Source organism: Furfurilactobacillus milii (assembly GCF_021654115.1).
GTDB classification, from domain to species: Bacteria; Bacillota; Bacilli; order Lactobacillales; family Lactobacillaceae; genus Furfurilactobacillus; species Furfurilactobacillus milii.
Genome location: NZ_JAIWJF010000001.1, coordinates 42,642 through 67,597 on the forward strand (window position 1 = coordinate 42,642; position 24,956 = coordinate 67,597).

The following is a 24,956-nucleotide window of genomic DNA, read 5'->3' on the forward strand; positions in this document are numbered from 1 at the left end:
AAGATTTAAAACGATTATTGTATCTCGTGTTGACGAACTTTAATCAATAAATGACAGAAAGAGGTTTTCACCTTCATGGAAATATTTGATTATGAAGACGTTCAGTTAATCCCCAATAAATGTTTGATTGAGAGTCGCTCTCAGGCGGATCCAAGTATTACGTTTGGTGGGCATCACTTCAAGCTTCCTGTGGTTCCAGCGAACATGGCAACTGTCATTGATGAACAGTTAGCAACCTGGATGGCCGAACATGATTACTTTTATATCATGCACCGTTTCGAACCGGAAACAAGATTACCTTTTGTTCGGAAAATGGCTAAGAAACATCTCATTAGTTCGATCAGTGTCGGTGTAAAACCGAACGAAAAACAATTTATCGATGATTTGACCAGTGAAAAGCTAACACCAGACTTCATCACGATTGATGTCGCTCACGGTCATGCCAACAGCGTTATTGAAATGATCCATTATATTAAGAAACGTCTCCCAAAGGCATTCGTGATTGCTGGTAACGTGGCAACACCTGATGCCGTCCGTGAGCTTGAGGATGCTGGCGCCGATGCAACAAAAGTTGGCGTTGGCCCTGGTAAAGTTTGCATTACGAAGTTGAAGACTGGTTTTGGTACCGGTGGTTGGCAGCTGGCCGCAGTTCGCTGGTGCGCAAAGGCCGCGCGCAAGCCAATTATTGCGGACGGTGGCATCCGTCATAACGGTGATGTTGCTAAGTCCATTCGCTTTGGTGCAAGTATGGTAATGATTGGTTCACTGTTTGCCGGTCATCGTCAGTCACCAGGTCATGACATTATGATCAATCACCGCCACTTCAAGCAATATTATGGTTCGGCATCTGAAAACCAAAAGGGTGGCCATAAAAACGTTGAAGGTAAAGATATCCTAGTAGATTACCGTGGCGAAATCAGCGATACATTAACTGAAATGACAGAAGATCTCCAATCATCTATTTCATATGCAGGTGGGAGTGACCTTACAGCACTCAAAACCGTCGATTATGTCATCGTGCGCAACACCATTACAAATGGCGATTAATTCAAACATAAAAAGGGCGTTGCCAATTTCTGAGTAAATACAGAAATTGGCAACGCCCTTTCAATTCGTCTTTTTTAAATTCGATGTTAGTTGTAAAACACACTACCTAATTGGAAATAAAATCAATTCACGATTAACACGGAGACTTACTTCTTTGGCTTTGCTGCTGTAGTCTGGTTCTCCGCAGTAACTACTGTTTGCTCTCTTTCCGGTTGCTGCTTGCGTTCCGGTCGTAAGAGCAGGTTTAGGATAACAGCTGAGAAGCTAGCAATCACAATGCCATTGCTCAAAATAAGTTGAGCCGTTTTTGGTAAATCTTGGAAAATTGCTGGTTGAACGGTAACGCCCAGACCTAAACCAACAGAAACTGCCGCCACCAAGATGTTTTTATTGTTGTGAAAATCAACTTGACCAAGCATCCGTACACCCTGCATCGCAACCATACCGAACATGACAACCATCGCGCCACCGATAACTGGCGCTGGAATAATCGTAGCTAACGCGCCGATCTTTGGCAATAATCCCAGTGTCATCAGAAAACCAGCTGCATAAAACACTGGTCGGCGACTCTTAATTCCGGATAGCTGAACCAATCCAACATTTTGGGAGAACGTTGTGTATGGGAATGTGTTGAACAAACCACCAAGGGTAACTGCCAAGGCTTCAGCACGATAGCCCTTCTTCAAATCCGTTTCCGAAATCGGTTTGTTCATGATATCTCCCAGTGCGAAGAAAACACCGGTGGATTCAACCATTGATACGAGTGAAATCAAAATCATCGTTAGGATTGAAGAGGTTTCAAAGTGTGGAACACCAAAATAAAACGGTTGTGGAAAGTGAAACCAACTGGCCTGCAAAACCGGCTTTAATGACACCATTCCGAATGCTCCGGCCGTCAGTGTACCAACCAGCAAACCAATCAGCACTGCAATTTGGCGAATAAATCCACGACCCCAAACGTTAGCAGCAATGATTACAGCCACAGTCAGAAAACCAACCCCGAGGTTTAAAGGTGCGCCAAAGGTTTTGGCCGATGCATCCCCACCGCCAAGGTTTAAAAATGCAATGGGAATTAGTGTTAGTCCGATAACGGTGATGACTATGCCTGTAACCAATGGCGGAAACAGGTGTCGGAGCTTTGCGAACACACCGGCGATTAGAAAAACAAAGATACCGGCGGCAATGATGGCACCATACATAGTTCCAATTGAAAAGTGCTGACCGATCAAGATTAATGGTGCTACCGCTTGAACGGCACATCCGAGAACGACTGGCAAACCGATCCCGAAAACACGGTTTGTAAGCAGTTGAAGTAACGTTGCCAACCCACTCATGAAAATATCAATTGAAACCAAATATGTCATTTGAGTTGCATTAAAATGCAAAGCGCCACCAATGAGCAACGGAACTAATACGGCGCCTGAGTACATTGCTAGTAGATGCTGAAGTCCAAGCATGGCAGCTTGGGATTCACGTGCCGTTGTCGTGGATTTACTGGACATTAATTTGCTCCTTTTCATGGCTGAAAACAACGTGACCATTATCAAAACTTGCGATACTTGCCAAAGCGAGCAACGGGATGTGACGATCCACGATGAACTGATGACCCCGTTGGAATCGTTTCTCAATCACCACGCCAACACCACCAACCGCGGCGCCGGCAGCCTCACAGATGTCCAGAAGGCCGTTAACAGCTTGCCCGTTTGCAAGAAAATCATCAATAATCAGTACCTTATCATCAGCTGACAAAAAGGATTTTGAAATTGAAATTGTATTTTCAGTTTGTTTCGTGAAGGAGTAGACCGTCGCTGTGTATAAATTGTCTGTCAACGTCAGGCTCTTGTGCTTGCGTGCAAACACCATCGGAACACCAAGAGAAAGACTAGCCATCAATGCAGGGGCAATCCCAGACGACTCCACGGTTAGCACCTTAGTGATCCCCATATCGGCAAAGTAGTGAGCAAATTCATCGCCCATAGCCTGCATCAATTCGGGATCTACCTGATGATTTAGGAAACTATCAACTTTTAAAATATCTTCACCGAGGACACGACCTTCGGCATCAATGCGTTCTTCAAGACGTTTGATAAACTTCTCCTCCATTTTCTGAGAACAAAAAAGCTTCCCTTGCGGATATCGCAAAAGAAGCCGAGGATACATTGACTTAATTTGCTTATAGTCCGGAGTTTAGGGCTCTGGGTAGAGACAACCATCCATATCATGGTTATATATAAGCTTTGTTCGTATGCTAATTAACTTGTGGTTCATAGATTATCACAGGTTTGTCCATCGTGCAATCACAGAACTCACTTTTTCATTTCAAGTGTTGCCCTACGAACGTTTGCGGAACCAATGAATTGCTCGAAAATCCATCGCCAATGCCATTACGGCGAGAATTATCAAGACACCGCCGACAATATCCATACCCGATAGCGAGATGCCAAGAAAAATAATGGAGAAGACCGTCGCTGATAATGGCTCAAACGCATCAAGCAAGCTCGCCGTTGTTGGCAAAATATGTTTCAAACTAATCGCGAACAAAATGAATGCCAGCAAGGTTCCAATAACAATAATCACGCTCATCAGCAACCAATCTGTCGCAGCTAAATGAACTGGATTCGACCAGACAGGTCCAAGCATGTTTAGCGATAAACCAGCGACCAGCAAACCCCATCCGGTTGTGGCAAACGAACCATATTTACGCAATAACGCTCGTGGCAGTAACGTATTGGTGGCCACGCCAATGGCCGACAATCCGCCCCAGAATAAAACGGCACCAGACACAGCCAATGTGTTGAAATGGCCGTGGGTAATAATCAGTAATGTTCCGCCAAACGCCAGTACCATCCCGATAACTTCAGAACGCGTCGGCAACTGATGGTGGAAGAGAATGTAATAAAAAGCAATCACAAATGGTCCTAAAAATTGCAATATTGTTGCGATTGATGGATTTCCTGCGTGAACCGCGTTGAAATAAAATAATTGAACTGGAATAAGGCCTAAAAGCCCATACATCACTAATTGCAGTGCATCCCGCTTGTTACGCCAAATGGCTACCGATTCCCCCTGTGTCAGACTAACTAAAATCATGATTAGGCCAGCAATCGTCATCCGCACTTGGCTCACCCACAGTGGCGTAATCGCGTGATTGCGGTGAAATAGTGCACTGGCGGCCACTCCTGAAATCCCCCAGCAAATCCCCGCCGTACATGCCAAGGCAATGCCCAGCGCCTTTCTAGGACGTGGCGCAGCTTTCGTTTCTGTTGAGCTAGCCGTTACCTTTGCGTCAACATTCGTTGCTTGTGTTTCCATTCAGACACTCCGTTTCAGTTGTTTTTCCATGTTGTACCAAATCTCATCAGCGTGAACTGAATCAGCCACGCCAACGTTAGTGAAACCGTTCTTCTCATAAAACGGAATGCGGTCTTTTAAGCAAGTTAATGCCATGGATGTCCGTCCTGCCTGTGTCGCAACGTCGGCCAAGGCTGTCAGTAACTTACTGCCGATTCCTTGTCCACGAACAGTGGGCGCCGTCGCAATTGTGAAAACCAGTTGATGGCCGCCTTGAAGCAAATTTTGCGGTGTCTCCTCATACATCCAGTCCTCAACAAAACGTTCCTTCACTGCCGGCCCAACGATAAAGCCTGCCACATCGCTATTGTCAGCACGGGCAACTAAGAAAGTATCAGCCAAAACAGCCAGTCGTTTGCGATATGTTTCCAATGACGCAGCTTCTGCCGCGTTAAAGCCAGCCTGTTCAATTGCCTCAATTTGTTCTAGATCATTTACTGTTGCAGGTTCAATCTTCATACTCAATCCCCTTTGCTCTCTCAGCTCAAACGACTATTGGTTATCGCTAATCACTTGAGTGCCATACTGCAGTAGCTGAGTGGCATAATCACGTCCACCCTGTTGCTGCCTAATTTGCCGTTTTAAAGTGCTTAACTGATCGGTAATGACACCATCAACGTCCATATTCATGACTTTAATCATCGAATCGCTATTGTTCACAGTCCACGCAAACACTTTTTTGTGCTCCCGATGAGCGCCACTGACAAATCGATCATTTAACGTCGTGTATTCCATCGTGTAAAAGTCTGCTTTGGTCTGCGGCACGCCAATAAAGTTAAACGGCAGAATGTATCCCACCGTCAGCGCTGGCCGTTGAGTCTTCAACTGTTCAACAACACCATAGTCCAGTGAATGAATGATGTCATGATGAGCAAGTAATGAGTCACCATAACGTTTTATGAACCGGTTAACGAGTTCTTGCCTATTTTGACCAGCATTCAACTTAATTTCAACTAGCAGTTTTTGATGCATCTGTTGCGCTGCATGAAGATAATCGTCGAAAGAATCAATTTTGGTTTGATGCCCATTTTCATGAATCGTGGTATCTGTTAAACCGGTTAACGTTTGTTTGTCGACCTTTTTATTTTGACCAGCTAAGGTACTTAAATTCGGGTCGTGCATGACGACAAACTTATGATCACGCGTCTCTTGAATATCCATTTCAACGTATGTTGGGTGCTGTTTGTGTGTTTCCTTTAACGCCTGCACCGTGTTTTGCACGCCATTACTATCATCTACACCTCGGTGGGATAACGTTTGTGGATTCACGACCAGCAATCCGGCAAAATAGCTGTAACCGTAGCCTGCAAACACAATGGCAACAACGGTAAAAGCGACTGGAACGGCCACTCGCCACCACGGTTTTGCTGTTACTCGTGGCAAGTCTGGCAACTCATCAAAAGCGTGGACGTCATAATCTTTCATCAGTTGCAAACTCAGATCCAATACCCACACGGTTGCGAGAATTGAAATCGTGTAGTTAACCAGCGTTAACAAATTAAAGTTAACAATCGCAGCACTCAATGCAGTCGTGCGCCCTTGATCGTCGAACCACCGTTGTCCAAAATAAAAACCGCCTAACATGATGCCATACAGAACCGAAATACTGGCGATAATGCCAACGATTCTCAATGTGATCCACCAGAATCGTCCCCAAGTCCGCTGCCAAGATGCGCGCACCGCACGTCGAACTGTTTGTTGTTCAAACATCAGCATTGGAATAACAAGAAATAATCGGTTTCCGAAATAGAAAGCGCCGACGTACAGTAACACCAACGCTACCACTAACAATGGTTTGGTCATGATGAACTCAACGATAAAGTCGGGAATTTGAACCTTTGCCAGTAACGGTGTACTGATAAAGCTGCCCCCAAACGGAACAATTAGCAAAAAGTACAACATGAAAAAGCCAAACGTGCCGGGTGATAAACGTGGTAACCTGTGCCATAACTCAGCAACCAGCTGGCGGATAGTTGGTCGTTGATCCTTCCGCCGATAAGCCACCATCAACAGTAAATAAGCAAACTGCATGTAAATTGCCAGAACAATCAGCAACAGTAACAAAAGTAGGCTAACCATCGCCCATGGATGATCCTTTGCCACTGAGATAGCGTTTGTATAAGACAAATACGGAATATGGCTCCAGCGTAAAATGCCTGCGCCCAGCCAAGAAAATACCGGAATTAAAATAGCGTATACAATAATTGCTGTAAATGAATAATGCTTAAAGAAGTACCAAAAAGCGCCTAAAAAACGCCAGATACTCGTTCGCTTAGTCCCCGTCATAAGTACATCCTCTCTGATGAAGTTACTCGTTCTATCATAATCTTTTTCATAACTGATTTATTATTCGTTTTGTGTGTTAAATACCACTTTACTGCTAATCACACGGTGACAAAAGAAAATTCCTCGACCAACTTTATTAGTTGCTCGAGGAATTCTTGTTAACCAGTGAATTAGTTTGCTATTTTTTAAATAAATTGAGATACAGTTGCTCTGCAAACGGCTTCACACTGTGTTTGGCACGAAATGAATTACTTAGCATGATCAGACCATTCTGGCCATCCTTTGAAACGATCGACATTCCTTGATAACCGTAGCCCAGCCCGTGATTAACTGCCGCGCCATACATATTGTACGTACCCCCACCATAAGTGCTGCGACTGCCAGATTCATATAACTGATTCACTGAGGTTTTTGAGATTAATTTACCTTGCAAAATTTGACTGACCATAACGTACAAATCACGCGCTGACATCGCGATGCGCCCTGTTCCCAGCTCGTCATGCCACATCGCGTCCGGCGTCACGACTTCCTTACCATAGTCCACGTTGTCTGTTTTAGTGCCCGCGTAAGATACAGCAACATGTGGGTTGTCAGACGGCATGAACACCGTTTGCCGCAAATTAAAGCGCCGAATAACCTGCTGATTGAACAAGGCTTCGTAAGACTTTCCCGTCAGTTTAGTCAGTACTCCTGCCAAAATATTGTAGTTCACTTGCGAATAACGCCACTGATTATAAAGCTGTGGATTAAATTTTAAGTGATGCAAATCATAATCCACAATTTGCTTATCCGTTTGTGGCGTAGTCGGGCCGGGTGGTCCAGGCAAAGTTAATCCAGAAGTTATGTCCAGCATTTGCCGAATTGTAATTTCATTGCCGTGTGGAACGTCTTTATAAAATTTACTGATGTGGTCAGAAAGAGACAGATGGTTTTGTTGCACTTGCTGCATGACCAATGCCCCAGTAGCTATTTTCTGGATGGAAGCAATAGCATACGCTGAATTCACATCATTTTGACGTTTACGGGCTGCATTTGCATCCCCATACTGCTTTTCAAACACCACTTTATCGCCACGAACGACAAGCACAGAGCCGACAAAATCAATTGACTGCATCTTTTTATCCAACGAATCCACCTGCGTCTGGTCAATTGCCGTCGGTATTTTAGCACTCTGCCATTTCGCAATTGGCTTAACAGCAGGTTTTCGTTTGTACACTGGGTGTGCCACTTTCGTTGATCGTTGCACCTCATGATATAACGTGCTCCACGCTAATGTGCTGACTAGCAGAACGAGGAGAACTATAAACCAAATTCTTTTTTGTTTGAACATTTTCCTCCCCTTTCTCACTGCGAATCAACATTTTCCTATCGGTTCATTATATCAACAGTTCACTGCTATGCCATAATTTTCATACTCCGACAGGAATTCATCGTTAAAATTTTAATTATAAAAAGCATATGTTTTTGCTTATGAAATGTTCCTTGTTACGATTCAGATACTATCGACGGGTAGTCATTTTTAATTGATCATGATCGATTCAGAGTGATGCCGAGGCCCCAAAACATGTGGGCGTCAGGTAAACATTTAGCAATGTGTTGCCCACTTGGGCCGCGAAAGGAGACTACGTCATGTCAAAAACAAAAGCGTCAACGCAATCCCCCAAAAAGGTGTCAAAAAAATCACCATCTGAATCTCGTGCTAATTTCAAACGCAACCTGCGCCGGTCTATTTATGTATGCGGTGCCACACTAATGCTACTTAGTGCCTCAGTGCCAAGTGGCGTTGCTTTAGCTGACACCATCAACGAACCACAAACAACTCGTCAGGCTAGAGCTGGTTTAGCTGACGTTAGCTTGCTATCCAATGGTCAAATGACCACTAATAAAGCTAACCCACAAGCGAAGAACGCTCAGGGCAATTATGACTTGGATCTTAGTTACACAGGGACTGGTGTCGCCGATGTCGGCTTAGCAACGAAAAAAATCATGGTCTTCGGACTAGCCTCTGAACTTCGTGGAAAGGTTGTCGGCGGCGCAAACATTGCTGTAGATGCGGCATTAACGGACATTAACCTGTCTAAGATTCCAGGTGTTAGTGCCGAAGTTGCGCTGGTTCAAACCGCCCTCTCCGCACTAGGAACCGGATCACCAGAATTAAAAGCCGTTCAAAACGCATTGAATCGGTTAACCAGTGCACAACCACTGGGTAATTATCAAGCTAATGTTGCCGGAACTGTATCAAGTGATCGTATTACGGCCGATGTAACAGATGGCTTGGGCAACTATGTTAAGAGTCAAACTGGCTTAATTATCGCTGACGTGCAAAACGCACTGAACGCATTGCCAGCCTCTAACCCGCTCACAGCAACCTTGCGTGGGGCATTACAAGCACTACTTAACGTATTAAACCCGATTATCGGGGTATCAAGCAACCTGCTGAATAACTTACTGAACGTTAACTTGCTTGGTCACACTACCGCACGTTTGACAACGACTGTAAGTGAACCAACCGCGGCCAACACTAAGGTTTACGGTGTTCTATCCAGTAATGGTGCTGTGGACATTGACCTACTAAGCAGCGAAGGTGATACTGTTGACCTCCAATTTGCAGTAACACCACAAAATCCGCTGGAAAATTATACTGTCGCAACACCAACGTTGAATCCAGCAACAGCCGGTGATACCAGCGTTTCTGGGAATGCGACACTGACAGAACCAATTCCTGATGGAACCACGTTTAAAGCGATTGCCACACTGCCTGGTGGTAGCACAGTAACAAGCGATGTTGTCGTTAACGGTAATCATGCTTCGTTTAACGTGGACACCGGCAAGTTAACGGCTGGTCAAGAAGTATCAGTCAAGCTGCAGGCAATCAATGGCAGCAATACTAAAGATGGCGGCGCAGCAAGCGTGGTCGTCCATGATGTTGACCCGACTAATCCGCTTCAAAATTACACCATTAATGTACCAAACCTTGACCCTGCCACGGCTGGTGACACTAGTATTTCAGGAAATGTTGCCATTGCAGAGGGTATGCCAAACGGAACCACGTTTAAAGCCATTGCGGCATTACCTGGTGGCGGCACCGCAGAAGGCACTGTCACGGTTAATAACGGGACCGGAACATTTACCATCAACACTGGCCAATTAAACGCCAATGATGTGCTCTCCGTTAAGGTCCAAGCTGAAAACGGTGGCTACACTAAGGACGGTTTACCACGTTCTGTAACCGTTCAAGCGGAAGATCCGTTTAAAGACTACACGGTTGCCGCACCAAGTGTTGACCCAGCAAATGATGGCGATGCAACGATTAAGGGGAACGCTAATTTAAACAAACCTTACCCTTCAGGCACGACGTTTACCGCTATCGCAACACTCCCTGGTGGTATTGAGAAAACAGCGGATGTTAATCCAGATGGCAGTTACACAATCAACTCCGGTGGATTAACAGAAGGCGAAGACATTAGCGTTCGTATCCAAGCGAAAAATGGCGCTGCCACCAAGAACAGTGCCGGCACTGACATCACCGTCGGCAAGGCCGTGGTCACAAACCCAATTGCTGATTACGACGTTACGACACCAACATTGACGACGCCGAAGAACGGTGAGACAAGTGTCTCTGGCACGGCCACATTAACGGAACCAATTCCTGCGGGAACAACGTTTAAAGCGGTCGCAACCCTGCCGAGTGGCCGACCAGTCACCGGTGACGTTACCGTAAAAGACGGTCAAGCTTCGTTTACCATTGAAACCGGTTCACTGCGGACAGGCCAAGAAATTTCTGTCAAACTTCAGGCAGTTAACGGCGACAACACAAAAGATGGATCACCTGCAACGACAACTGTTGTGGCCAATGCCTTTGACGATTACACCGTTAACTCCCCCGAAGTGAACCCAGCCAAGGCTGGCGACACAACCATTACTGGGAACGCTAACTTGAACACACCTTATCCAGATGGTACGACTTTCACAGCCATTGCTACTCTTCCCGGTGGTGTTCAACAGACAGCTGAGATCAACCCAGATGGCACCTACACGATCGACTCGGGTACCCTGGCAGCGGGGGAAGCCATTAGCGTCAAGATTCAAGCTAAAAACGGTGACGCAACCAAAGATAGTACGCCAACGGACATGACTGTTAGCGAAGCCGAAAATCCATTGGCTGACTACGAAGTGGCAACACCAACATTTGTCACACCTAAGAACGGCGATACCAGTGTTTCAGGGTCAGCTGTACTGACAGCTCCGGTTCCAAAAGGCACCACATTTAAAGCCATCCTGACATTACCAGACAACACGACTAAAACGGTTGATGCAAATGTTGATGGCGTCAATGCGACGTTTACAGCTGATACTGGAACATTAACGACCGGCCAAGTAGTATCTGCCAAACTACAGGCAGTTAACGGTGACAACACAAAGGACGGAGCCGAAGCCTCAACAACTGTTGAAGCAACTAATCCGGCCAATCCATTGGACGGTTACACCGTTAATGCACCAACTGTTAACCCAGCCAAGGCCGGTGAAATTACCGTAACTGGTAATGCCAACTTCAATACGCCAATTCCTGATGGGACAACATTTGAAGCTATCGCTACCTTGCCTGACGGAAGCACAAAAACAGCGACCGTTAACGGTGATGGTTCCTATTCAATTGATACTGGTACACTAGCCGCTGGTCAGCAAATCAACGTGAAGATTCAGGCAACCAATGGCGATAACACCAAAGATAGTTTGCCAACAGGTATCGTTGTTGACCAAGCCGACCCAAGTAATCCGTTGGACGGCTATACTGTTAATGTCCCAACCGTCGATCCAGCTGTAGAAGGCAACACTTCAATTGACGGTAATGCCAACATCAACCCTGGTTACCCTGAAGGATGGAACCACGTTTAAGGCTATTGCTACCTTACCAGATGGTTCAACCAAAACCGTCAACGCAACGGTTAGCGGCGACAAAGCCACGTTCACAGTCGATACAGGTGCCTTATCTACTGGCCAAATCGTGTCTGTCAAACTGCAAGCTGTAAACGGAGATTATACGAAAGACAGTTCCCCTGCTTCCGTAACAGTTGAAGCCGGTGACCCAACCAACCCAACAAATCCACTGGATGGTTATAACGTTGGCACACCGACCGTAAACCCCGCTAAGGGCGGCGATACCAGCGTGACTGGGAACGCCAACATTACGACACCAGTACCAGACGGCACCACATTTACCGCTATCGCAACATTACCAGATGGCTCAACAAAGACTGGTACTGTGAACCCCGATGGTTCCTTTAACATCGATACTGGTGCCCTGACACCTGGTCAAACAGTGAGTGTCAAAATTGTCGCTACCAATGGTGAGAACACTAAGGATAGCGCACCCGTTTCAATCACTGTTAGTCAGCCAAATGCAACAAATCCACTGGATGATTACAACGTGGGAACACCGACCGTCAATCCAGTTAATACCGGTGACACTGCGGTAACTGGGAATGCCAACATCACAACACCAGTACCAGATGGGACAACGTTTACCGCAGTTGTAACGTTGCCTGATGGCTCAACCAAAACTGCGCCAGTGAATGCAGACGGTAGCTTCTCCATTCCAATTGACGGTTTAACTGCTGGTCAAACACTATCCGTTAAGATTGTGGCCGCTAATGGCGACAACACTAAGGACAGTACACCAGTGAACGTTACAGTTGGTAGCGGTCAGCCCGGCACACCTGGTAACCCAGGCACTGGGAATAACGGTGGTTCAGGTAACACTGGATCGGGTAACACCGGTGGATCTGGAAACACTGGCTCTGGTACTACCGGAACTGGCAACGGTCAAGGATCAAGTGGACAAACATCCTCCGGCAACGGTGGAACAGGCGCAACCGGATCTGGTTCCACAGGCTCCGGCACTGCTTCTGGCACCGCAGGTCAAACGAGTCGTTCAGGATCAGCCATGACAGGTCAAGGCGGTTCAGGTTCTGGTAACACTGGCTCAGGAACAACAGGTTCAAAAACAACCGACTCAAGCATGACTGGTACAACTGGTACCAACGGGGCCGGCTCAAACGGACGCTCTGTAACAAGTGGTACCGTTAATGGAACACGTGCCATTGCTCCTCAATCAGGTAGTGGCACCACCTCAGGCCGTTCAGGATCTCAAACGACTAGTCAGACGCAACGTGATAAATCAGGCGTTCTCCCACTGACAGATCAGCAACGCGCTACTGTTGCTTCAATCCTCGGTGCTAGCTTACTGATTGGCGCAATTGCCGCCGCTTACCGCTTTATCAGAAAACGGTAGCCTTAAAACAATAACGAGTTGCAGACATTAATGTATTAATATTCAGAATTTCAAAAGCAAGTCATCTCGGCGTTTAGACCACATCGCTGAAATGACTTGCTTTATTTTGCTAAACCCTAGGAATAAATTGAACGTGCTACATTAAAAAATAAAGGAGCAACTCGACATCATGGAAAAAACAGATTGTAAAATGTACGCTTGGGGCAACATATTCAAGCTGACGGTAGAAAATCAGGATAAAGTTTTACCTATCAGTGTTAATGTCTACCCCAAGGTGAATCCAGAAACCGGTGAGGTCACCTTCTTTGTTGATCCAGAGCAATTCGACAAAATGGCCCAGCACGGGTTGCACTAGCATCATCTGTCTAACTAACTCATCAAGAATGTTTAACGTCCCCTCAGGATCGCTGCAATCGTGGCAACTACTGGACTACCAAATTTAGTGATTAAAACAAACAGCGCTGTCTTCAACGATTAATACTTGGTTTTCCATGTTCATCCCCACGATCATTAAAATCTATTACCATGACGCGTTCGCAAACGAGCATGGGCAAACGAACGTTGTCGCCGCCTAATACTCAAGCTCATCGCAAATACGGTAGCCATTGAAACGAGCACACTAATTCGTTGCAATGCTGTCCCAGCGTAACCAACGGCCACGTTTCCAGAACCCGTGACATTTAACTCGGTCATGCCCGTACCACTTTCCTTAGTGGTCACAAACTGATGGTCCAGCGTATTCACCGCCTGCATGCCTTTATAATAAACCAATGGCAGGCTTATTTTGGCGTGTCTTTGAGAATCGTGGACAACGTAATGAAATTCAACATGCCCATCAGACGCTTTGGCCGCTGTAACGGTCACATCTTCGTTATTGTAAACGAGTGTCCGGTGTTTGTTAGACAAAATTTTATTGTATGACAACGTCTTAGGCAGGTATTCATGACCAGCGCCAATGTAATATGAATCGATCTTATTGAAACTATTCTCCGCTTCAACTCGTTGTGGAGATGCGGCTACTGTTTTCATGCCTAATTGCAGTCCTAATAATACAAGGACGCTGATGCTCATTGGCACAATAATATTGGTGGCTCTCTTAAATGACAGGCCATATTGCAAATCAGATAAATTGTAACTAACTAATAAACTAATAATCGAAAATAACCGCCATGGAAATTGTAACGTATTAAACATTGTGTGATTTAATAAAGCCCACGGGAACACACTCGTGGTCATTACCAACATAGCCACAGCAATAACGGCCAAACGACGGTTGTGGTGCTGCTTTAGCGCCAATCCTAAACCAACAAGGCTGCCGATAAAAATAACTGGTCCAACATTGACCGTGTTGGCGTGAAAAACCTGGTTTGTCAGCGAATTCATCACCAGATTCATGGGAGAGACTGCTTCTTTTGAAATGTAAACCAGCGGCGTTGACGTCACTTGAAAAGTTTGCGACATTAGCTGTTCGCCAACGGGAACTAGATAGGCTGACAATAAAAGAATCGCTGTTATGGCAGCAGCGCCAACAGCTAAGAGCGTCCGTTTGGTCACAAACGTCTGCCAGTGAGTGAACGCGTAAATAACGCAGAACAACCCCATCATTTCGAGTGATAGCATGTGTGAATAGCCCACTGCCGTCATGCTAAGTGCAAGCCACAACCATGCCCGTTTGTCGCCGTGATTCAGCTTAACTAGGCTCGCCAAAACCAAGGGGAAGAAAACCATTGCCATTGCCTCACCCATGTCTTGCCGACTAAACAAATCTTGAAGATGATAGGTGCTTAAGCCATATAGGAGTGCAAACATAACGCTGCGCACACGCGAGAGACCCATTTGACGACCAGCAAACTCTGTCGTCGCAAATGTTGCCCACAAAATTCCAATCAATGTTCCAAAGTAAACTTGTGCGGAGCTAAAACCGATCAATCTAAACAGCGCTGGCACATACAAAAATAGAGTCGGATAAAACAGACTCGCCGCATACCCGTAGCCGCCTGCAAAGTACGTATCAACGCGCGGTAACAAATCACCATGTTTTAACGCTTCATACAGACTTTCAATTCGGTTTTGATGAAAATGATAATCTCCTGTCGCAAACACCTGGTTTCCGTGAACCAACGCCGCAAACAACATCATGCTTAAGATTACAAAACCCACTTCAACAAGCAACGTTACCTGCCACCCAGATTTTTTAATCATTTCGCTCATCTCTTTTTAAATTGATTTGCCAACTGCGACTTGTATCTAAGCTTAATTTGAGCGCGCCAGGCTTAAAAGTACTTAAACCTGAAAGAAACATGAGAGAATCTCAGAAAAATTTACCAAGAGTATAACTACTTTTATTAATCCTCGCGATTTTTTCATATCGTGCTTGCGTATGTTATCTGTAATCAAATAAATTGACTTGGTGAGTTTTACAAAATATAGTAAGGACGTAAGATGTAAGACATGATTAACGGAGGCAGTTCAATGACCAAAAATAATTTTGAATCCCTTACGACGCGACTCTCCAGCAAAGGCCAGGTAGTCATCCCTGCCGAAGTCAGAAAACAACTCGGGTTATCTGTTGGGGATCAGCTTTCTGTCGATATTGACAAAAATAATAATATTGTTTTGAAAAGCCGACCGACCCCTCTCGAGTGGCACGACCTCATCAAAAATATTCCTATTGAGGATGTTGATATTGATAAAGAGGGTCATTATGATGCTCACAAATCACCACACTTTGACGAATGGATGCGTGAAAAATAATGACTAACATCCATCCAATGCAGCTCTACATTGCAAACGTCCCTTTCGATGAAGGTCATATTTCAAAAGTTCGGCCAGCATTGGTTATTGAGGTAACCGCTCAGCGAGTGATTGTTTTTAAAATCACCAGCCAGCATTCTAATAAGTCAGATTTTATACAACGGTTGTATTATCCAATCAAACAATGGCAATTAGCAGGGCTAAATGAGCCATCCTATGTTGATACACATCGGGCTTATGCTTTAACGCGTGAACGTGTTTTTGCATATCGTCCAATTGGTGAACTGACCTTGCTAGACGTCGTTAACTTATCTACATTTCTCAAACAGCAGCACTTTCTTTAGCGATTTTATTCCTACCATAATCAGCTTTACCAATCCTTACGATTTAACTACTTGTATCCGCCAGTAGAAATGCTAGAATTTGGGCACAGTTAACGAAATGCGTTAATTGACACGTTTAAAATTTAGGAGGGTTCCTCAATGGGACTATTAATTGGACTGGCCATCTTACTGATTTTTGGGCGGTTCATCGGCAAGGCTGTTTTCTGGATTTTGGGTACGCTGGTCGTGGTCGCAGGATTTGTTTTCTTCGCCCACATCGCCATTTGGTTAGTGCTCATCTTCTTAGCCATCGGCGGACTGTCGTTTCTCGGCCGCAGTTTCTAACACAAAACTGATTTAAACTACAAATACAACGCCACGGTCTCTGCCAGTCTCTATGCTGGTCGGAACCGTGACGTTGTTTTTCGTTAAGATAGATTTCATGCATTTATCGTCCTGCCCACGTACAATAAAGGCATTCGATATTATCAAACTGAAATTGGAGAATTAACTTATGATTGAATTTCGCTATGACACACAATGTTTAATTGACGGTCACGACCTTGACGAGGATAAAATTGACGCCTACATTAAAGCTCATTTCAAAGGTGACAGTTTGATTGCCGTTGGCGATAGCAACCTCATTAAAATTCACTTTCACACCAACGAACCATGGGACATTCTAAAGTACTGCGCCTCACTAGGTGAAATTTTCGACATTGTCGTTGAGGATATGGATCGGCAATCACGAGGATTGAAGGGATAGCCGTCAGTTTGAACAGTTGAAAATAGCAGTTGCCAGAACTAAAAACTGACAACTGCTATTTTGTGTTTATTAGACCGCCCCAAAACTAACTATTTACGTGAAGCAAAAACTCGTTTGGCTACTGCGACTGCATTTAACACCTTTGGAAACCCAACGTATGGCAAGCACTGAATGAAACTTTCGACAACTTCCTGCTTAGTCAGCCCAACGTTAAGGCAGCCATTAATGTGAACCTCTAATTGTGCAGCCGTGTCTCCCTGCGTCAATAAACTCGTGACCGTGATCATTTCACGCTGCTTGAGATCAAGCCCTGACCGTGAATAAATGTCACCAAACGCAAATTCTTCAATGTACGTCGCAATATCTGGCGCCACATCTGCCAATCCTAACATGACATTTGTCGCCGCTTCTGCATCAACCTCCTGCAATTTTGCTTGGCCACGTTTCAAACGACTATTTTCATTTTCTGGCATCAATATAAGCTCCCTTTCCCTTAAGATTGGGATAAGCCTACTATCTGGAGTTAACTCCATGTCAACTAAAGTTTTACACTTTCTCTAGGATGACAACTGTTCTAGACCAAAATTATCTTAGGTGGGGAAATATGTACAGTATTGGTGAGTTTTCAAAACTAGTCGGGATGCCGACCGACACGTTACGTTATTACGAGAAGCTCGATCTCATCACGCCTGCTCGCTCCCACACCAACAAACGTGAATACTCTGACGCGGATATTCAATGGATTGCGTTTATCAAACGACTTAAAAGCACTGGCATGCCAATGAAACAGATTCAAGCCTACGCTCAGTTGCGTGATATTGGTGACGCCACCATCGATGAACGGCTGGATCTCTTAGCTAAGCAGCGACTACGTTTGAAAGGCCAACAACAGTTGATTCAGCAACATCTCGATTTTCTAGATCAAAAAATCGACAGTTACCACCAACGAAAACAACAGCTCAATCAAAACTAGGTATTAAACAAAAACTCTGGGAAATTACATGCTCATTTTTATGCGCCGTTTGATCGGCATCTATGCACTGATTTATCTCATTTTGCCTTGGTTCAATGTCCGCAAAGGCGGTTGGGCCGGCGCCATTACAACGGTTATTGGTTCACTATTCCTGTTGGCCGCAGTGGGCGATTTTCCCACTAACGCAACGATTCCATTTTTAGTAATCGGCATGGTATTGATTTCAAGCGGTGCATTACTGGCAGGACAGCGAATGTTTGGTGCTGATATTCATTGGTCACATCATCTGCTTCGCCTCGCCGTTGAAATCGTCTTGCTTGTCCTGTTTATCATTGCAAGCTAAATACAAAAAGCTTCTAAACTAGCCTGATTGACTAGCTTAGAAGTTTTTTTGTTCGTTTAAATTAACTAGATCCAAACTTGATTCCATAATCTGTTGATCACTTTGTAATTCAAACCGATTTTGGACAGGCTTGTACGTGATTTTCATGTGCTCGTCTAAGTAGACTTCTGTCACATCGGTAAAGTAAACCGGCCCCAACGACGTTTGGAAATGTTTAGTAAAAGAACTGGGCACTTTCGTCTTTGGGCAAATGAACAACTGATACATTAACCCATTTTCTTTCAAATACGGTGACAACGGACCAATACCATCATCCAAATCCAGCAAAAGCGCGTCATCGTCTGTCATTTTTGACGCGAGTTTTGTTTGCGCCTCATCCGAAAATACAAGATCCATCATTTATCCCTCCTTTTTAATCATTATTAACATTGAATCGCGACCAACGAATCGCATCTACTGAACCACTTACCAAATGAATAGCATTAGGCCAGATTCCTTGCCGTTCAAAACCACAGGCAGCGGCCACTTTTAAACTTGACTGATTATGCGTCGCAATTTTCAAATCAATTCTTTTGAGATGCAACTTTTCGAATCCATAACGAACAAGACGGTCAACGCAGCCACACATGATGCCATGACCTTGCGCATCCTCACTCAGCCAGTACCCAATTTCAGCTGTCCGATTGGCCATATCTAATTCAACAAAACTAATCCGGCCCACCAACCGGCCTTGCCAATAAATACTAAACTGCTTGGGTTGCTGGCGGTCGGCCAAGAACGCATTACGAGTAATACGTTCTTGGTCCGCTAACGTTGTAACCTTTAACGCCCAAGGTAACCACTTGCCAAGATACTGCTGGTTTCGTGTGATTAGTTGAAAGTATGCTGGCGCTTCACTTTGCGCTAAAGAACTGAGCTGAAGTTGGTTTTTCACACGTAACATCATTACTGATCATCTCTTCGTTAATTTACGATTTTTAAAATTTCTTAGACTGAGCCAGATCATTAAATGCTGAGTTGAAGGCGCTGTTCAAGAAAATCATGACCAGAATCCGTCACCGCCAATGCTCGCGCATCTTTGCCACGAACCAAGTACTCATGGTCCAACAGAAACGTCAGAATGCCGTGACCAACTGCGCCCCCAACGTGATCTTTACGCTCGCTCCAATCCAGACAAGGTTTACAAAAAGCACGTTTTTTCTTCATCAACTCGTCTAAGTTCAAATTAAAAGTGCTTGATAAGAATGTTCGGCCACTTTGTGTCACGTTAAAATTCGCACTTTCCAAAGCGATGGCGCCATTTTCAATTAGTTTATCAGTAATGGCAACGCCAATTCGACCTGCCACATGATCATAACATGTTCGACAATAATATAACTTTTTATACTTCAAACTCTTGTTTAGAGAAGCGACTTTCTTCTCAGGCGCAACCGGACTCAGCGTTTCAAACAGCGTTGCGACGTCTGATCGAATCAACGTGTAGTAGTGAAAACGCCCGTACTTCTCTAGTTTTAGCCAGTTAAGGCCGACCATTTTTTGTAAATGATATGTCGCTGTTTGCGGCGTGATCTTAGCAGCCAAGGCCAGTTCATTGACTGTGTGAGCTCGACCATCCATTAACATATCCACCATTTTAACCCGTGCTGAGTTACTAAAAATTTCCACGATTGCTGCTACATCTGGTGCTTCATTCATATTATCACCGCCGAATTCCATATTTCGAAGACCATCGAGTTGACCTCATGATACATTAAATTTCAGTGAGAAACGACATTTTTCACCAAATTTAGTTAATTCGGAGGTTGATAACCATGAAACCCATTCTTGAAGTTTCTCATTTATCAAAAAAATATGGTTCCTTTACAGCCGTTAATGACATTTCGTTTCAGTTGCAACGCAACCATTGCATTGCTTTATTAGGCACAAATGGTGCAGGCAAGACAACAACCATGAAAATGATCTACGCAGCAGCATCCATTACTCACGGCAGGATCACCGTGGATGGCTTCGACGTTAAAAAGTCTCCCTCAAACACAAAAAGGGCGCTTGGCATTGTATCCCAAGAGGACTTATTGGATGGTTCACTTACTGTTTACGAAAACATGATTGCTCACGGCCTGTGCTATGACATCCCCAAACGTGAGCTGAAAAAGCGAACACAGAACCTGCTAACGTTTGCCGGTTTAGCAAATTACGATGACAAACAAATCAGTGATTTGTCTGGTGGCATGCGGCGCCGTTTGGTGCTGGCACGCGCTCTTCTCAACCATCCCAAAGTAATCATTCTTGATGAGCCAACAACCGGACTAGACATTCAGTCACGCCATGTAATTTGGAAGAAATTGGAGCAATTAAAAAACGAAGGTGTTTCACTGTTGCTCACGTCTCACTACATGGATGAAGTTCAACGGTTGGCCGATCAAGTATTAATTATTCACCGCGGTAAAATTCTCGCTTCTGGTGCCCCAGATTCATTACCGGCGAAGTATGGTTATCAGTCACTAGAAGAGGCCTTTCTGGCACTTACCGATTTTCATGAGGAGGATGATCACATTGTACAAGCTCTCTCTTAGATCCATCAAACATGTCATTCAACGCAATTACATGAGTTTTCGAAAACTCTTCAAGGTATCTGTGTTTCCAAACTTGCTTGATCCAATTCTGTATCTGATTGCAATGGGAATTGGCTTAGCAAACTTTGTTGGCAACGTTGAAGGCATGCCCTACTTTCTGTTTGTAACATCAGGCTTAGTCGCTGCCACCAGCATGAATGCAGCAACCAATGAGGCAACGACAAACGCGTTTATTCAGATGCGGGTTGAAAAAACTTATTACGCTGTTAGCATGACGCCGGTTAACCTACAAGACATCATCATCGGTCAAGCAATTTGGGCTGGCATTCGTGCTACCATTTTCGGCACGCTGTTTTTGATTATTGCAGGATTTTTAGGTGCTATCCATAGCTGGCTAGTTATCTTTGTCCCATTTCTTTTATTCCTGAATGGTCTCTTATTCGGGTTACTGGGCCTGATCTTTACGTTGCTTGTGCCTAATCGCGACTATCTTAATTACTATGCCATGCTGGTCATTCAACCAATGTACATGTTTTCGGATACATTCTTTCCCGTCGCCAATATGCCACGTTGGCTTCAACCATACTGCTGGCTATCGCCCCTATACCATGCCGTTAAAGTCTGCCGTGGTCTGATGTTAGGCAATCCAACTGGCATTTGGTTTCATCTGGGTTGGCTAGTTGTGGTTGTCATACTCATTGCCGGATTGCCAATTTATCTCGTGCATCGACGATTGGTTTACTAAATGTAATTTCAAGTATTTTCACACCTCTGCCTCTTTAAAATCCTAGATAATATCTTTGACAAAAAATCAGTGACACGCCTTGATATTAAAGGATTTATAGTCACACGAAAACATCATGTAGCTGTTATTAAAACGGCATGAAATCCTCATCAAAGTTGAGGGTTCCATGCCGTTTGCTTTGCTATAATTTTATCTACCGAGAAGTGAAGACGGTTTTGAGAGTGCTCACGAAGCACGGGAGAAAGCGAGCAATAACGTAAACAGACAGATGTGAAGGTGAACTTTGCCTTTGCATCTGTCTGTTTGGGTTATGCACAGCTTTCTGTGCGTCAGTGACACGTTTGGTGACTCTTGGTGTATTTTACACCTGAAAGAAGATGGTGCTAATGGGGTAAGAAACTTTTACCGTATTGTCACAGAATCTGATGGAAAGGGGTTACCTCGTGTCTCCGTAAAGGATGCACTGCAACTGATGCTAGAGTTCGCCATGTTTGTGGTGGCACTTTTGGCATTGGTCGTTCAGTTAATAGTGGTCATTATGACCTGCTGTTAACATAAAAAAACGGGCAGTCGTCTCAACTTTGGAAGCTGACGATTACTCGTTGTCGCAACACACCACCGCTTTTGCGGATCGGTAGGGATGTCATTCGCAGTGACATCCTTTTTTACGTGTTCATTATATCATCAAAGGTACTGTTAAAAGCAATTTTTTTAATCAGTAAATAATCGGTAGAGGCCCTCTCCAAAATAACTCTATAATTTTAGGGATGATTTTAAAAAGTAGAGTTCTTTCCAGAATTGGTACAATTTACCTCATTAAAAATGTTAGCACTTGTCGTGATCATAACGCCGTCCACGGAAGTGCTAACCTTTTTAAATATTGTTACTTTTTAATCCCCTGAATTACATACGAAGACATCCACGGACCACTCCACCAGCCATTAAAGCCAGCTGACTTGAGCTCAATATCCTTAAGTCCCAACCCTTGTAGCGCAGCTTTATATTCACGGTCGTTATGATTCGTATCAACAATGACGAGCCGACCACCTGGTTTTAACGTTCTAACTGCTTCACTCAAAGCAATTTTGCGTTGAGCAGCCGGTTTAATGTTATGCAAAGCGAAACTAGAAACAACGAAATCATAAGCGTTGTCGCCCGTTGGCAATTTCGTCATATCACCAGTCAATAACGATGTTCGGTCAGCGACACCTGATGCCACCAAGTTAGCTTGCGTTTGTTCACTGCCATTGTTGGACTGATCACGTTGACGCCACAGATCCAAACCAGTCGCATGACCGTGCGCACCAAGACGCTGGGCAAACGCAATTAGAACCGCACCATGACCACAACCTAAATCGAGCACTTGAGCATCCTTTGGAATTGACATGTTCGACATGATTTTTTGCCAAATTATGTATTTGCCACGAAGAGTAGTGTGGAAAAAGATTAGACCACCTGCCAGCATAATGATTCCTAATGTTAACGTTACCCACGATGTTGGATAACTGTGTGAAAATGCCCAGTTAATAAGTATCAGGATACCAGCGATTAAGTACATTATCGGCACAAACGGTGCGTCAATTCCTCGGGTGATGCGTTTATGTGTTGGTTGATTCATGTATTTTCCCTTTCGAGTCCCTCTTTTGCAACAATTTTTACAGTGTAACATTGATAGTTTACTTTGAGAAGTTTAGACCACACCCATTTTTATCCAAAATCTAACATCAGTTGAGAAAAATGGATCGGCGCCAGTAGAAAAGCAGTCTGGAGTAGATTAGGATTTTGACAGCCACTAATTTAAATCGATAAAATAATGTAAACAATAATTTTTAAATTATGAATAGTGAGAGGTTTCCCTCATGAAAAAGAATGCTTCGCTAAGTGCTTTTGGTTTCTTCACACTAACGGCTGCCATGCTTATGTCCGCCGACGAATATCCAGCCTTTGCTCAGTCGGGACTGATGGCAACCCTGTTATTAGTTGTCGCAGGTATCTTCTGGTTTTTGCCGGTGGCACTGGCCTCTGCCCAAATGACGACGATGCCCGGATGGAGTGACGGTGGCGTCTATACCTGGGTCAAAGGTACGCTGGGGCAGCGAGCCGGTTTTGTGGCCGTCTTCTTTCAGTGGTTGCAAATTACCGTTAACTTTATCACCATGATTTACTTCATCATCGGGGTAATGGCCTATGCGCTAAACTTGCCGGCACTTAACACCAATCCGTGGTTAAAGCTCGCCGCTTTTCTCACGATTTACTGGGTCATGACTGTGATTCAGCTAAAGGGCATCAATGATACCGATCGGTTGGTAAAATGGACGTTTATTCTTGGGATTATTTTGCCTGCGTTAATCCTGTTAGTTTTCAGCGGCGTCTACGTTGCCACGGGGCATCCCCTTCAGTTTGCAACAACCCTGTCGACTAACAGCTTCACAAGTGGACATCCATTAACGTTAATTGTGCCTTACATTCTTGCGTTTACCGGTATTGAAGCCTCTGCTTCCTACGTTAACAATCTCAAACGACCGCAGCGTAACTACCCGATTATTATGCTGACGCTGGTCGCCTTTGCCATCATCATCGATTCGTTTGGTGGCCTATCTGTAGCCGCCGTCGTGCCTTTGAAAGACCTTTCACTTAATCAAGGCGTTATTCAGGCCATCAACAGCATGGTGGCTATTATCCTCGGACCGACCTTTGCGCCACTGGTAAAAGTCATCGGCTTGCTCATGGCAATCGGTATGCTGGGTGAAATCAGTTCTTGGATTGTTGGTCCCGTTAGATCATTGCTAGTTACGGCCGAAGACGAAATTTTACCAACGGCGTTTAACAAAGTGAATAAACATCAGGTACCCGTACACCTTGTTCTCCTGCAAGGAATCATCGTTTCCATCATTGCTTTCGTATTAACGGTTGTTATCGGCGGCAACAATGGTGCGTTTGCCATGGCGATGGCCCTAACTGTTATGCTCTATCTTGTCACGTATCTACTTCTATTTGCCGGTTTTATCGTTCTCAACATCACTGGCAAAAGCCGTCAAGCAGCTTTCAAACTCCCTGGTGGCCGTTTTGTCTGTTTGCTTATTGGCGTAATTGGGTTCATCACTTCTGCACTAGTGTTTGGATCAACATTCTTCCCAACAGCCAACGCACAACTACCGGCTCTCACTTATACGCTCGTCATGAGTGGTTTCTTCCTGCTCATTCTTGGTGTAACTTTGTGGCTTTACTCTCGCAGACGAACTGCTAAAACACAGCGTCCTTGGCACGTCCGCCATCTCAATCACGATGAGGTGCCTAGGTACACGCAAATTCAGGGCCGTGGTGAACACACAATCGATCCATTGGATAAGTAGCCCGCCCCGCAACACAGATACTTCCCGTTAAACTTTGCAATCCAAAAATGCCATGCCTGAATGAATTAGGCATGGCATTTTTGTTTAGTATTATCTTCAATTGAATCAATCGTGGGACGAAACAAAGCCGTTTTGAAATTGAGAGTACAC

Annotated in this window: 26 protein-coding genes and 1 riboswitch; of the genes, 14 read left to right on the top strand and 12 right to left on the bottom strand. The window is 44.7% G+C overall.

Annotation, left to right across the window (positions count from 1 at the left end; all coding sequences use genetic code 11):
* Positions 1-75 precede the first annotated feature (75 nt).
* Positions 76-1,047 carry a GMP reductase gene (locus tag LDK34_RS00135; RefSeq protein ID WP_178943328.1) on the top strand — a complete coding sequence of 324 codons (972 nt, stop codon included), beginning with the start codon at positions 76-78 and terminating at the stop codon, positions 1,045-1,047.
* A 146-nt stretch (positions 1,048-1,193) separates the two neighbouring features.
* On the opposite strand, the gene LDK34_RS00140 is transcribed toward LDK34_RS00135, so the two are convergent.
* The 6 genes from LDK34_RS00140 to LDK34_RS00165 form a co-directional block, all read right to left on the bottom strand.
* The gene (locus LDK34_RS00140; protein ID WP_236941143.1) at positions 1,194-2,549 is read right to left on the bottom strand and encodes a nucleobase:cation symporter-2 family protein; all 1,356 of its coding nucleotides are present in this window, start codon (positions 2,547-2,549) and stop codon (positions 1,194-1,196) included.
* Positions 2,539-3,135, bottom strand: coding sequence for a xanthine phosphoribosyltransferase (locus tag LDK34_RS00145; RefSeq protein WP_178943510.1), 597 nt, complete (start codon positions 3,133-3,135; stop codon positions 2,539-2,541). Before LDK34_RS00145 ends, LDK34_RS00140 begins: the two co-directional genes overlap by 11 nt.
* Positions 3,136-3,203: 68 nt before the next feature.
* Positions 3,204-3,301: riboswitch (purine riboswitch) on the bottom strand.
* A 77-nt stretch (positions 3,302-3,378) separates the two neighbouring features.
* Positions 3,379-4,359 (bottom strand): DMT family transporter, encoded by a 981-nt coding sequence (locus tag LDK34_RS00150; protein ID WP_225439126.1) that lies wholly within the window; start codon positions 4,357-4,359, stop codon positions 3,379-3,381.
* A complete protein-coding gene (locus LDK34_RS00155) occupies positions 4,360-4,857 on the bottom strand; it encodes a GNAT family N-acetyltransferase (protein ID WP_178943330.1) in 498 nt (165 codons plus the stop codon). It lies immediately after the preceding gene.
* Between the two features lie 33 nt (positions 4,858-4,890).
* Positions 4,891-6,684, bottom strand: coding sequence for a glycerophosphoryl diester phosphodiesterase membrane domain-containing protein (locus LDK34_RS00160; protein WP_178943331.1), 1,794 nt, complete (start codon positions 6,682-6,684; stop codon positions 4,891-4,893).
* A gap of 178 nt (positions 6,685-6,862) precedes the next feature.
* Positions 6,863-8,014: a serine hydrolase domain-containing protein gene (locus LDK34_RS00165; protein WP_236941144.1), complete on the bottom strand. Its 1,152-nt coding sequence runs from the start codon at positions 8,012-8,014 to the stop codon at positions 6,863-6,865.
* A 299-nt stretch (positions 8,015-8,313) separates the two neighbouring features.
* Between LDK34_RS00165 and LDK34_RS00170 the strand changes: the two genes are divergently transcribed.
* From LDK34_RS00170 to LDK34_RS00180, 3 genes are all read left to right on the top strand, one after another.
* Entirely contained in the window at positions 8,314-11,580 is a 3,267-nt protein-coding gene (locus LDK34_RS00170) for an adhesive domain-containing protein (RefSeq protein WP_236941145.1), read from the top strand.
* The gene (locus tag LDK34_RS00175) at positions 11,534-12,976 is read left to right on the top strand and encodes a hypothetical protein (RefSeq protein WP_236941146.1); all 1,443 of its coding nucleotides are present in this window, start codon (positions 11,534-11,536) and stop codon (positions 12,974-12,976) included. The genes LDK34_RS00170 and LDK34_RS00175 overlap by 47 nt, the downstream gene beginning before the upstream one ends.
* Positions 12,977-13,145: 169 nt before the next feature.
* On the top strand, positions 13,146-13,331 hold the full coding sequence (locus tag LDK34_RS00180; RefSeq protein WP_178943334.1) for a hypothetical protein: 186 nt from the start codon (positions 13,146-13,148) through the stop codon (positions 13,329-13,331).
* 155 nt (positions 13,332-13,486) lie between these two features.
* Here LDK34_RS00180 and LDK34_RS00185 read toward each other — a convergent pair whose 3' ends face one another.
* Positions 13,487-15,178 (bottom strand): hypothetical protein, encoded by a 1,692-nt coding sequence (locus tag LDK34_RS00185; protein ID WP_178943335.1) that lies wholly within the window; start codon positions 15,176-15,178, stop codon positions 13,487-13,489.
* A gap of 270 nt (positions 15,179-15,448) precedes the next feature.
* Between LDK34_RS00185 and LDK34_RS00190 the strand changes: the two genes are divergently transcribed.
* The 4 genes from LDK34_RS00190 (at position 15,449) to LDK34_RS00205 (ending at position 16,819) form a co-directional block, all read left to right on the top strand.
* Positions 15,449-15,730, top strand: a complete 282-nt coding sequence (locus tag LDK34_RS00190) for an AbrB/MazE/SpoVT family DNA-binding domain-containing protein (protein WP_178943336.1) — start codon at positions 15,449-15,451, stop codon at positions 15,728-15,730.
* Entirely contained in the window at positions 15,730-16,074 is a 345-nt protein-coding gene (locus tag LDK34_RS00195) for a type II toxin-antitoxin system PemK/MazF family toxin (RefSeq protein ID WP_236941147.1), read from the top strand. Before LDK34_RS00190 ends, LDK34_RS00195 begins: the two co-directional genes overlap by 1 nt.
* Positions 16,075-16,212: 138 nt before the next feature.
* Entirely contained in the window at positions 16,213-16,398 is a 186-nt protein-coding gene (locus tag LDK34_RS00200; protein WP_161002770.1) for a small multidrug resistance protein, read from the top strand.
* A 169-nt stretch (positions 16,399-16,567) separates the two neighbouring features.
* On the top strand, positions 16,568-16,819 hold the full coding sequence (locus LDK34_RS00205) for a hypothetical protein (protein WP_017262540.1): 252 nt from the start codon (positions 16,568-16,570) through the stop codon (positions 16,817-16,819).
* Between the two features lie 89 nt (positions 16,820-16,908).
* Here the strand turns inward: LDK34_RS00205 and LDK34_RS00210 are convergent, their stop codons facing one another.
* Complete coding sequence (locus tag LDK34_RS00210; protein ID WP_178943337.1) at positions 16,909-17,292, bottom strand: carboxymuconolactone decarboxylase family protein; 384 nt, start codon at positions 17,290-17,292, stop codon at positions 16,909-16,911.
* A 131-nt stretch (positions 17,293-17,423) separates the two neighbouring features.
* On the opposite strand from LDK34_RS00210, the gene LDK34_RS00215 reads away from it, so the two are divergent.
* Together LDK34_RS00215 and LDK34_RS00220 are read left to right on the top strand one after the other, a co-directional pair.
* Entirely contained in the window at positions 17,424-17,792 is a 369-nt protein-coding gene (locus LDK34_RS00215) for a MerR family transcriptional regulator (protein ID WP_178943338.1), read from the top strand.
* 28 nt (positions 17,793-17,820) lie between these two features.
* Positions 17,821-18,135, top strand: a complete 315-nt coding sequence (locus tag LDK34_RS00220; protein WP_178943339.1) for a hypothetical protein — start codon at positions 17,821-17,823, stop codon at positions 18,133-18,135.
* A gap of 36 nt (positions 18,136-18,171) precedes the next feature.
* Here the strand turns inward: LDK34_RS00220 and LDK34_RS00225 are convergent, their stop codons facing one another.
* From LDK34_RS00225 to LDK34_RS00235, 3 genes are read right to left on the bottom strand one after another with little or no spacing between them, the layout of a single operon-like run.
* A complete protein-coding gene (locus LDK34_RS00225) occupies positions 18,172-18,534 on the bottom strand; it encodes an iron-sulfur cluster biosynthesis family protein (protein WP_236941148.1) in 363 nt (120 codons plus the stop codon).
* A 13-nt stretch (positions 18,535-18,547) separates the two neighbouring features.
* A complete protein-coding gene (locus LDK34_RS00230; RefSeq protein WP_178943342.1) occupies positions 18,548-19,081 on the bottom strand; it encodes a GNAT family N-acetyltransferase in 534 nt (177 codons plus the stop codon).
* Positions 19,082-19,140: 59 nt separating this feature from the next.
* Positions 19,141-19,830: an ArsR/SmtB family transcription factor gene (locus LDK34_RS00235; protein ID WP_178943343.1), complete on the bottom strand. Its 690-nt coding sequence runs from the start codon at positions 19,828-19,830 to the stop codon at positions 19,141-19,143.
* 116 nt (positions 19,831-19,946) lie between these two features.
* On the opposite strand from LDK34_RS00235, the gene LDK34_RS00240 reads away from it, so the two are divergent.
* The 3 genes from LDK34_RS00240 to LDK34_RS12660 all read left to right on the top strand — a co-directional run bounded on the left by LDK34_RS00240 (position 19,947) and on the right by LDK34_RS12660 (position 22,006).
* Positions 19,947-20,708, top strand: coding sequence for an ABC transporter ATP-binding protein (locus LDK34_RS00240; protein WP_178943344.1), 762 nt, complete (start codon positions 19,947-19,949; stop codon positions 20,706-20,708).
* The gene (locus tag LDK34_RS00245) at positions 20,689-21,453 is read left to right on the top strand and encodes an ABC transporter permease (protein WP_161002762.1); all 765 of its coding nucleotides are present in this window, start codon (positions 20,689-20,691) and stop codon (positions 21,451-21,453) included. The genes LDK34_RS00240 and LDK34_RS00245 overlap by 20 nt, the downstream gene beginning before the upstream one ends.
* Before the next feature lie 310 nt (positions 21,454-21,763).
* Positions 21,764-22,006, top strand: coding sequence for a putative holin-like toxin (locus LDK34_RS12660; RefSeq protein ID WP_225439191.1), 243 nt, complete (start codon positions 21,764-21,766; stop codon positions 22,004-22,006).
* Between the two features lie 330 nt (positions 22,007-22,336).
* Here LDK34_RS12660 and LDK34_RS00250 read toward each other — a convergent pair whose 3' ends face one another.
* Positions 22,337-23,071, bottom strand: coding sequence for a class I SAM-dependent methyltransferase (locus LDK34_RS00250; protein ID WP_178943346.1), 735 nt, complete (start codon positions 23,069-23,071; stop codon positions 22,337-22,339).
* A gap of 241 nt (positions 23,072-23,312) precedes the next feature.
* Here LDK34_RS00250 and LDK34_RS00255 point away from each other — a divergent pair, with 241 nt between their 5' ends.
* The gene (locus tag LDK34_RS00255; RefSeq protein ID WP_178943347.1) at positions 23,313-24,806 is read left to right on the top strand and encodes an amino acid permease; all 1,494 of its coding nucleotides are present in this window, start codon (positions 23,313-23,315) and stop codon (positions 24,804-24,806) included.
* The last annotated feature ends 150 nt before the right edge of the window (positions 24,807-24,956 follow it).

Excerpts from the sequence above, each read along its gene's own strand:
- LDK34_RS00255 (WP_178943347.1), top strand. The coding sequence starts at position 23,313 with ATGAAAAAGAATGCTTCGCTAAGTGCTTTTGGTTTCTTCACACTAACG.
- LDK34_RS00235 (WP_178943343.1), bottom strand. The coding sequence starts at position 19,830 with ATGAATGAAGCACCAGATGTAGCAGCAATCGTGGAAATTTTTAGTAAC.
- LDK34_RS00175 (WP_236941146.1), top strand. The coding sequence starts at position 11,534 with ATGCCAACATCAACCCTGGTTACCCTGAAGGATGGAACCACGTTTAAG.
- LDK34_RS12660 (WP_225439191.1), top strand. The coding sequence starts at position 21,764 with ATGCACAGCTTTCTGTGCGTCAGTGACACGTTTGGTGACTCTTGGTGT.
- LDK34_RS00250 (WP_178943346.1), bottom strand. The coding sequence starts at position 23,071 with ATGAATCAACCAACACATAAACGCATCACCCGAGGAATTGACGCACCG.
- LDK34_RS00160 (WP_178943331.1), bottom strand. The coding sequence starts at position 6,684 with ATGACGGGGACTAAGCGAACGAGTATCTGGCGTTTTTTAGGCGCTTTT.
- LDK34_RS00230 (WP_178943342.1), bottom strand. The coding sequence starts at position 19,081 with ATGATGTTACGTGTGAAAAACCAACTTCAGCTCAGTTCTTTAGCGCAA.
- LDK34_RS00205 (WP_017262540.1), top strand. The coding sequence starts at position 16,568 with ATGATTGAATTTCGCTATGACACACAATGTTTAATTGACGGTCACGAC.
- LDK34_RS00190 (WP_178943336.1), top strand. The coding sequence starts at position 15,449 with ATGACCAAAAATAATTTTGAATCCCTTACGACGCGACTCTCCAGCAAA.
- LDK34_RS00225 (WP_236941148.1), bottom strand. The coding sequence starts at position 18,534 with ATGATGGATCTTGTATTTTCGGATGAGGCGCAAACAAAACTCGCGTCA.
- LDK34_RS00165 (WP_236941144.1), bottom strand. The coding sequence starts at position 8,014 with ATGTTCAAACAAAAAAGAATTTGGTTTATAGTTCTCCTCGTTCTGCTA.
- LDK34_RS00215 (WP_178943338.1), top strand. The coding sequence starts at position 17,424 with ATGTACAGTATTGGTGAGTTTTCAAAACTAGTCGGGATGCCGACCGAC.
- LDK34_RS00185 (WP_178943335.1), bottom strand. The coding sequence starts at position 15,178 with ATGATTAAAAAATCTGGGTGGCAGGTAACGTTGCTTGTTGAAGTGGGT.
- LDK34_RS00220 (WP_178943339.1), top strand. The coding sequence starts at position 17,821 with ATGCTCATTTTTATGCGCCGTTTGATCGGCATCTATGCACTGATTTAT.
- LDK34_RS00195 (WP_236941147.1), top strand. The coding sequence starts at position 15,730 with ATGACTAACATCCATCCAATGCAGCTCTACATTGCAAACGTCCCTTTC.
- LDK34_RS00170 (WP_236941145.1), top strand. The coding sequence starts at position 8,314 with ATGTCAAAAACAAAAGCGTCAACGCAATCCCCCAAAAAGGTGTCAAAA.
- LDK34_RS00140 (WP_236941143.1), bottom strand. The coding sequence starts at position 2,549 with ATGTCCAGTAAATCCACGACAACGGCACGTGAATCCCAAGCTGCCATG.
- LDK34_RS00200 (WP_161002770.1), top strand. The coding sequence starts at position 16,213 with ATGGGACTATTAATTGGACTGGCCATCTTACTGATTTTTGGGCGGTTC.
- LDK34_RS00150 (WP_225439126.1), bottom strand. The coding sequence starts at position 4,359 with ATGGAAACACAAGCAACGAATGTTGACGCAAAGGTAACGGCTAGCTCA.
- LDK34_RS00210 (WP_178943337.1), bottom strand. The coding sequence starts at position 17,292 with ATGCCAGAAAATGAAAATAGTCGTTTGAAACGTGGCCAAGCAAAATTG.
- LDK34_RS00155 (WP_178943330.1), bottom strand. The coding sequence starts at position 4,857 with ATGAAGATTGAACCTGCAACAGTAAATGATCTAGAACAAATTGAGGCA.
- LDK34_RS00180 (WP_178943334.1), top strand. The coding sequence starts at position 13,146 with ATGGAAAAAACAGATTGTAAAATGTACGCTTGGGGCAACATATTCAAG.
- LDK34_RS00240 (WP_178943344.1), top strand. The coding sequence starts at position 19,947 with ATGAAACCCATTCTTGAAGTTTCTCATTTATCAAAAAAATATGGTTCC.
- LDK34_RS00135 (WP_178943328.1), top strand. The coding sequence starts at position 76 with ATGGAAATATTTGATTATGAAGACGTTCAGTTAATCCCCAATAAATGT.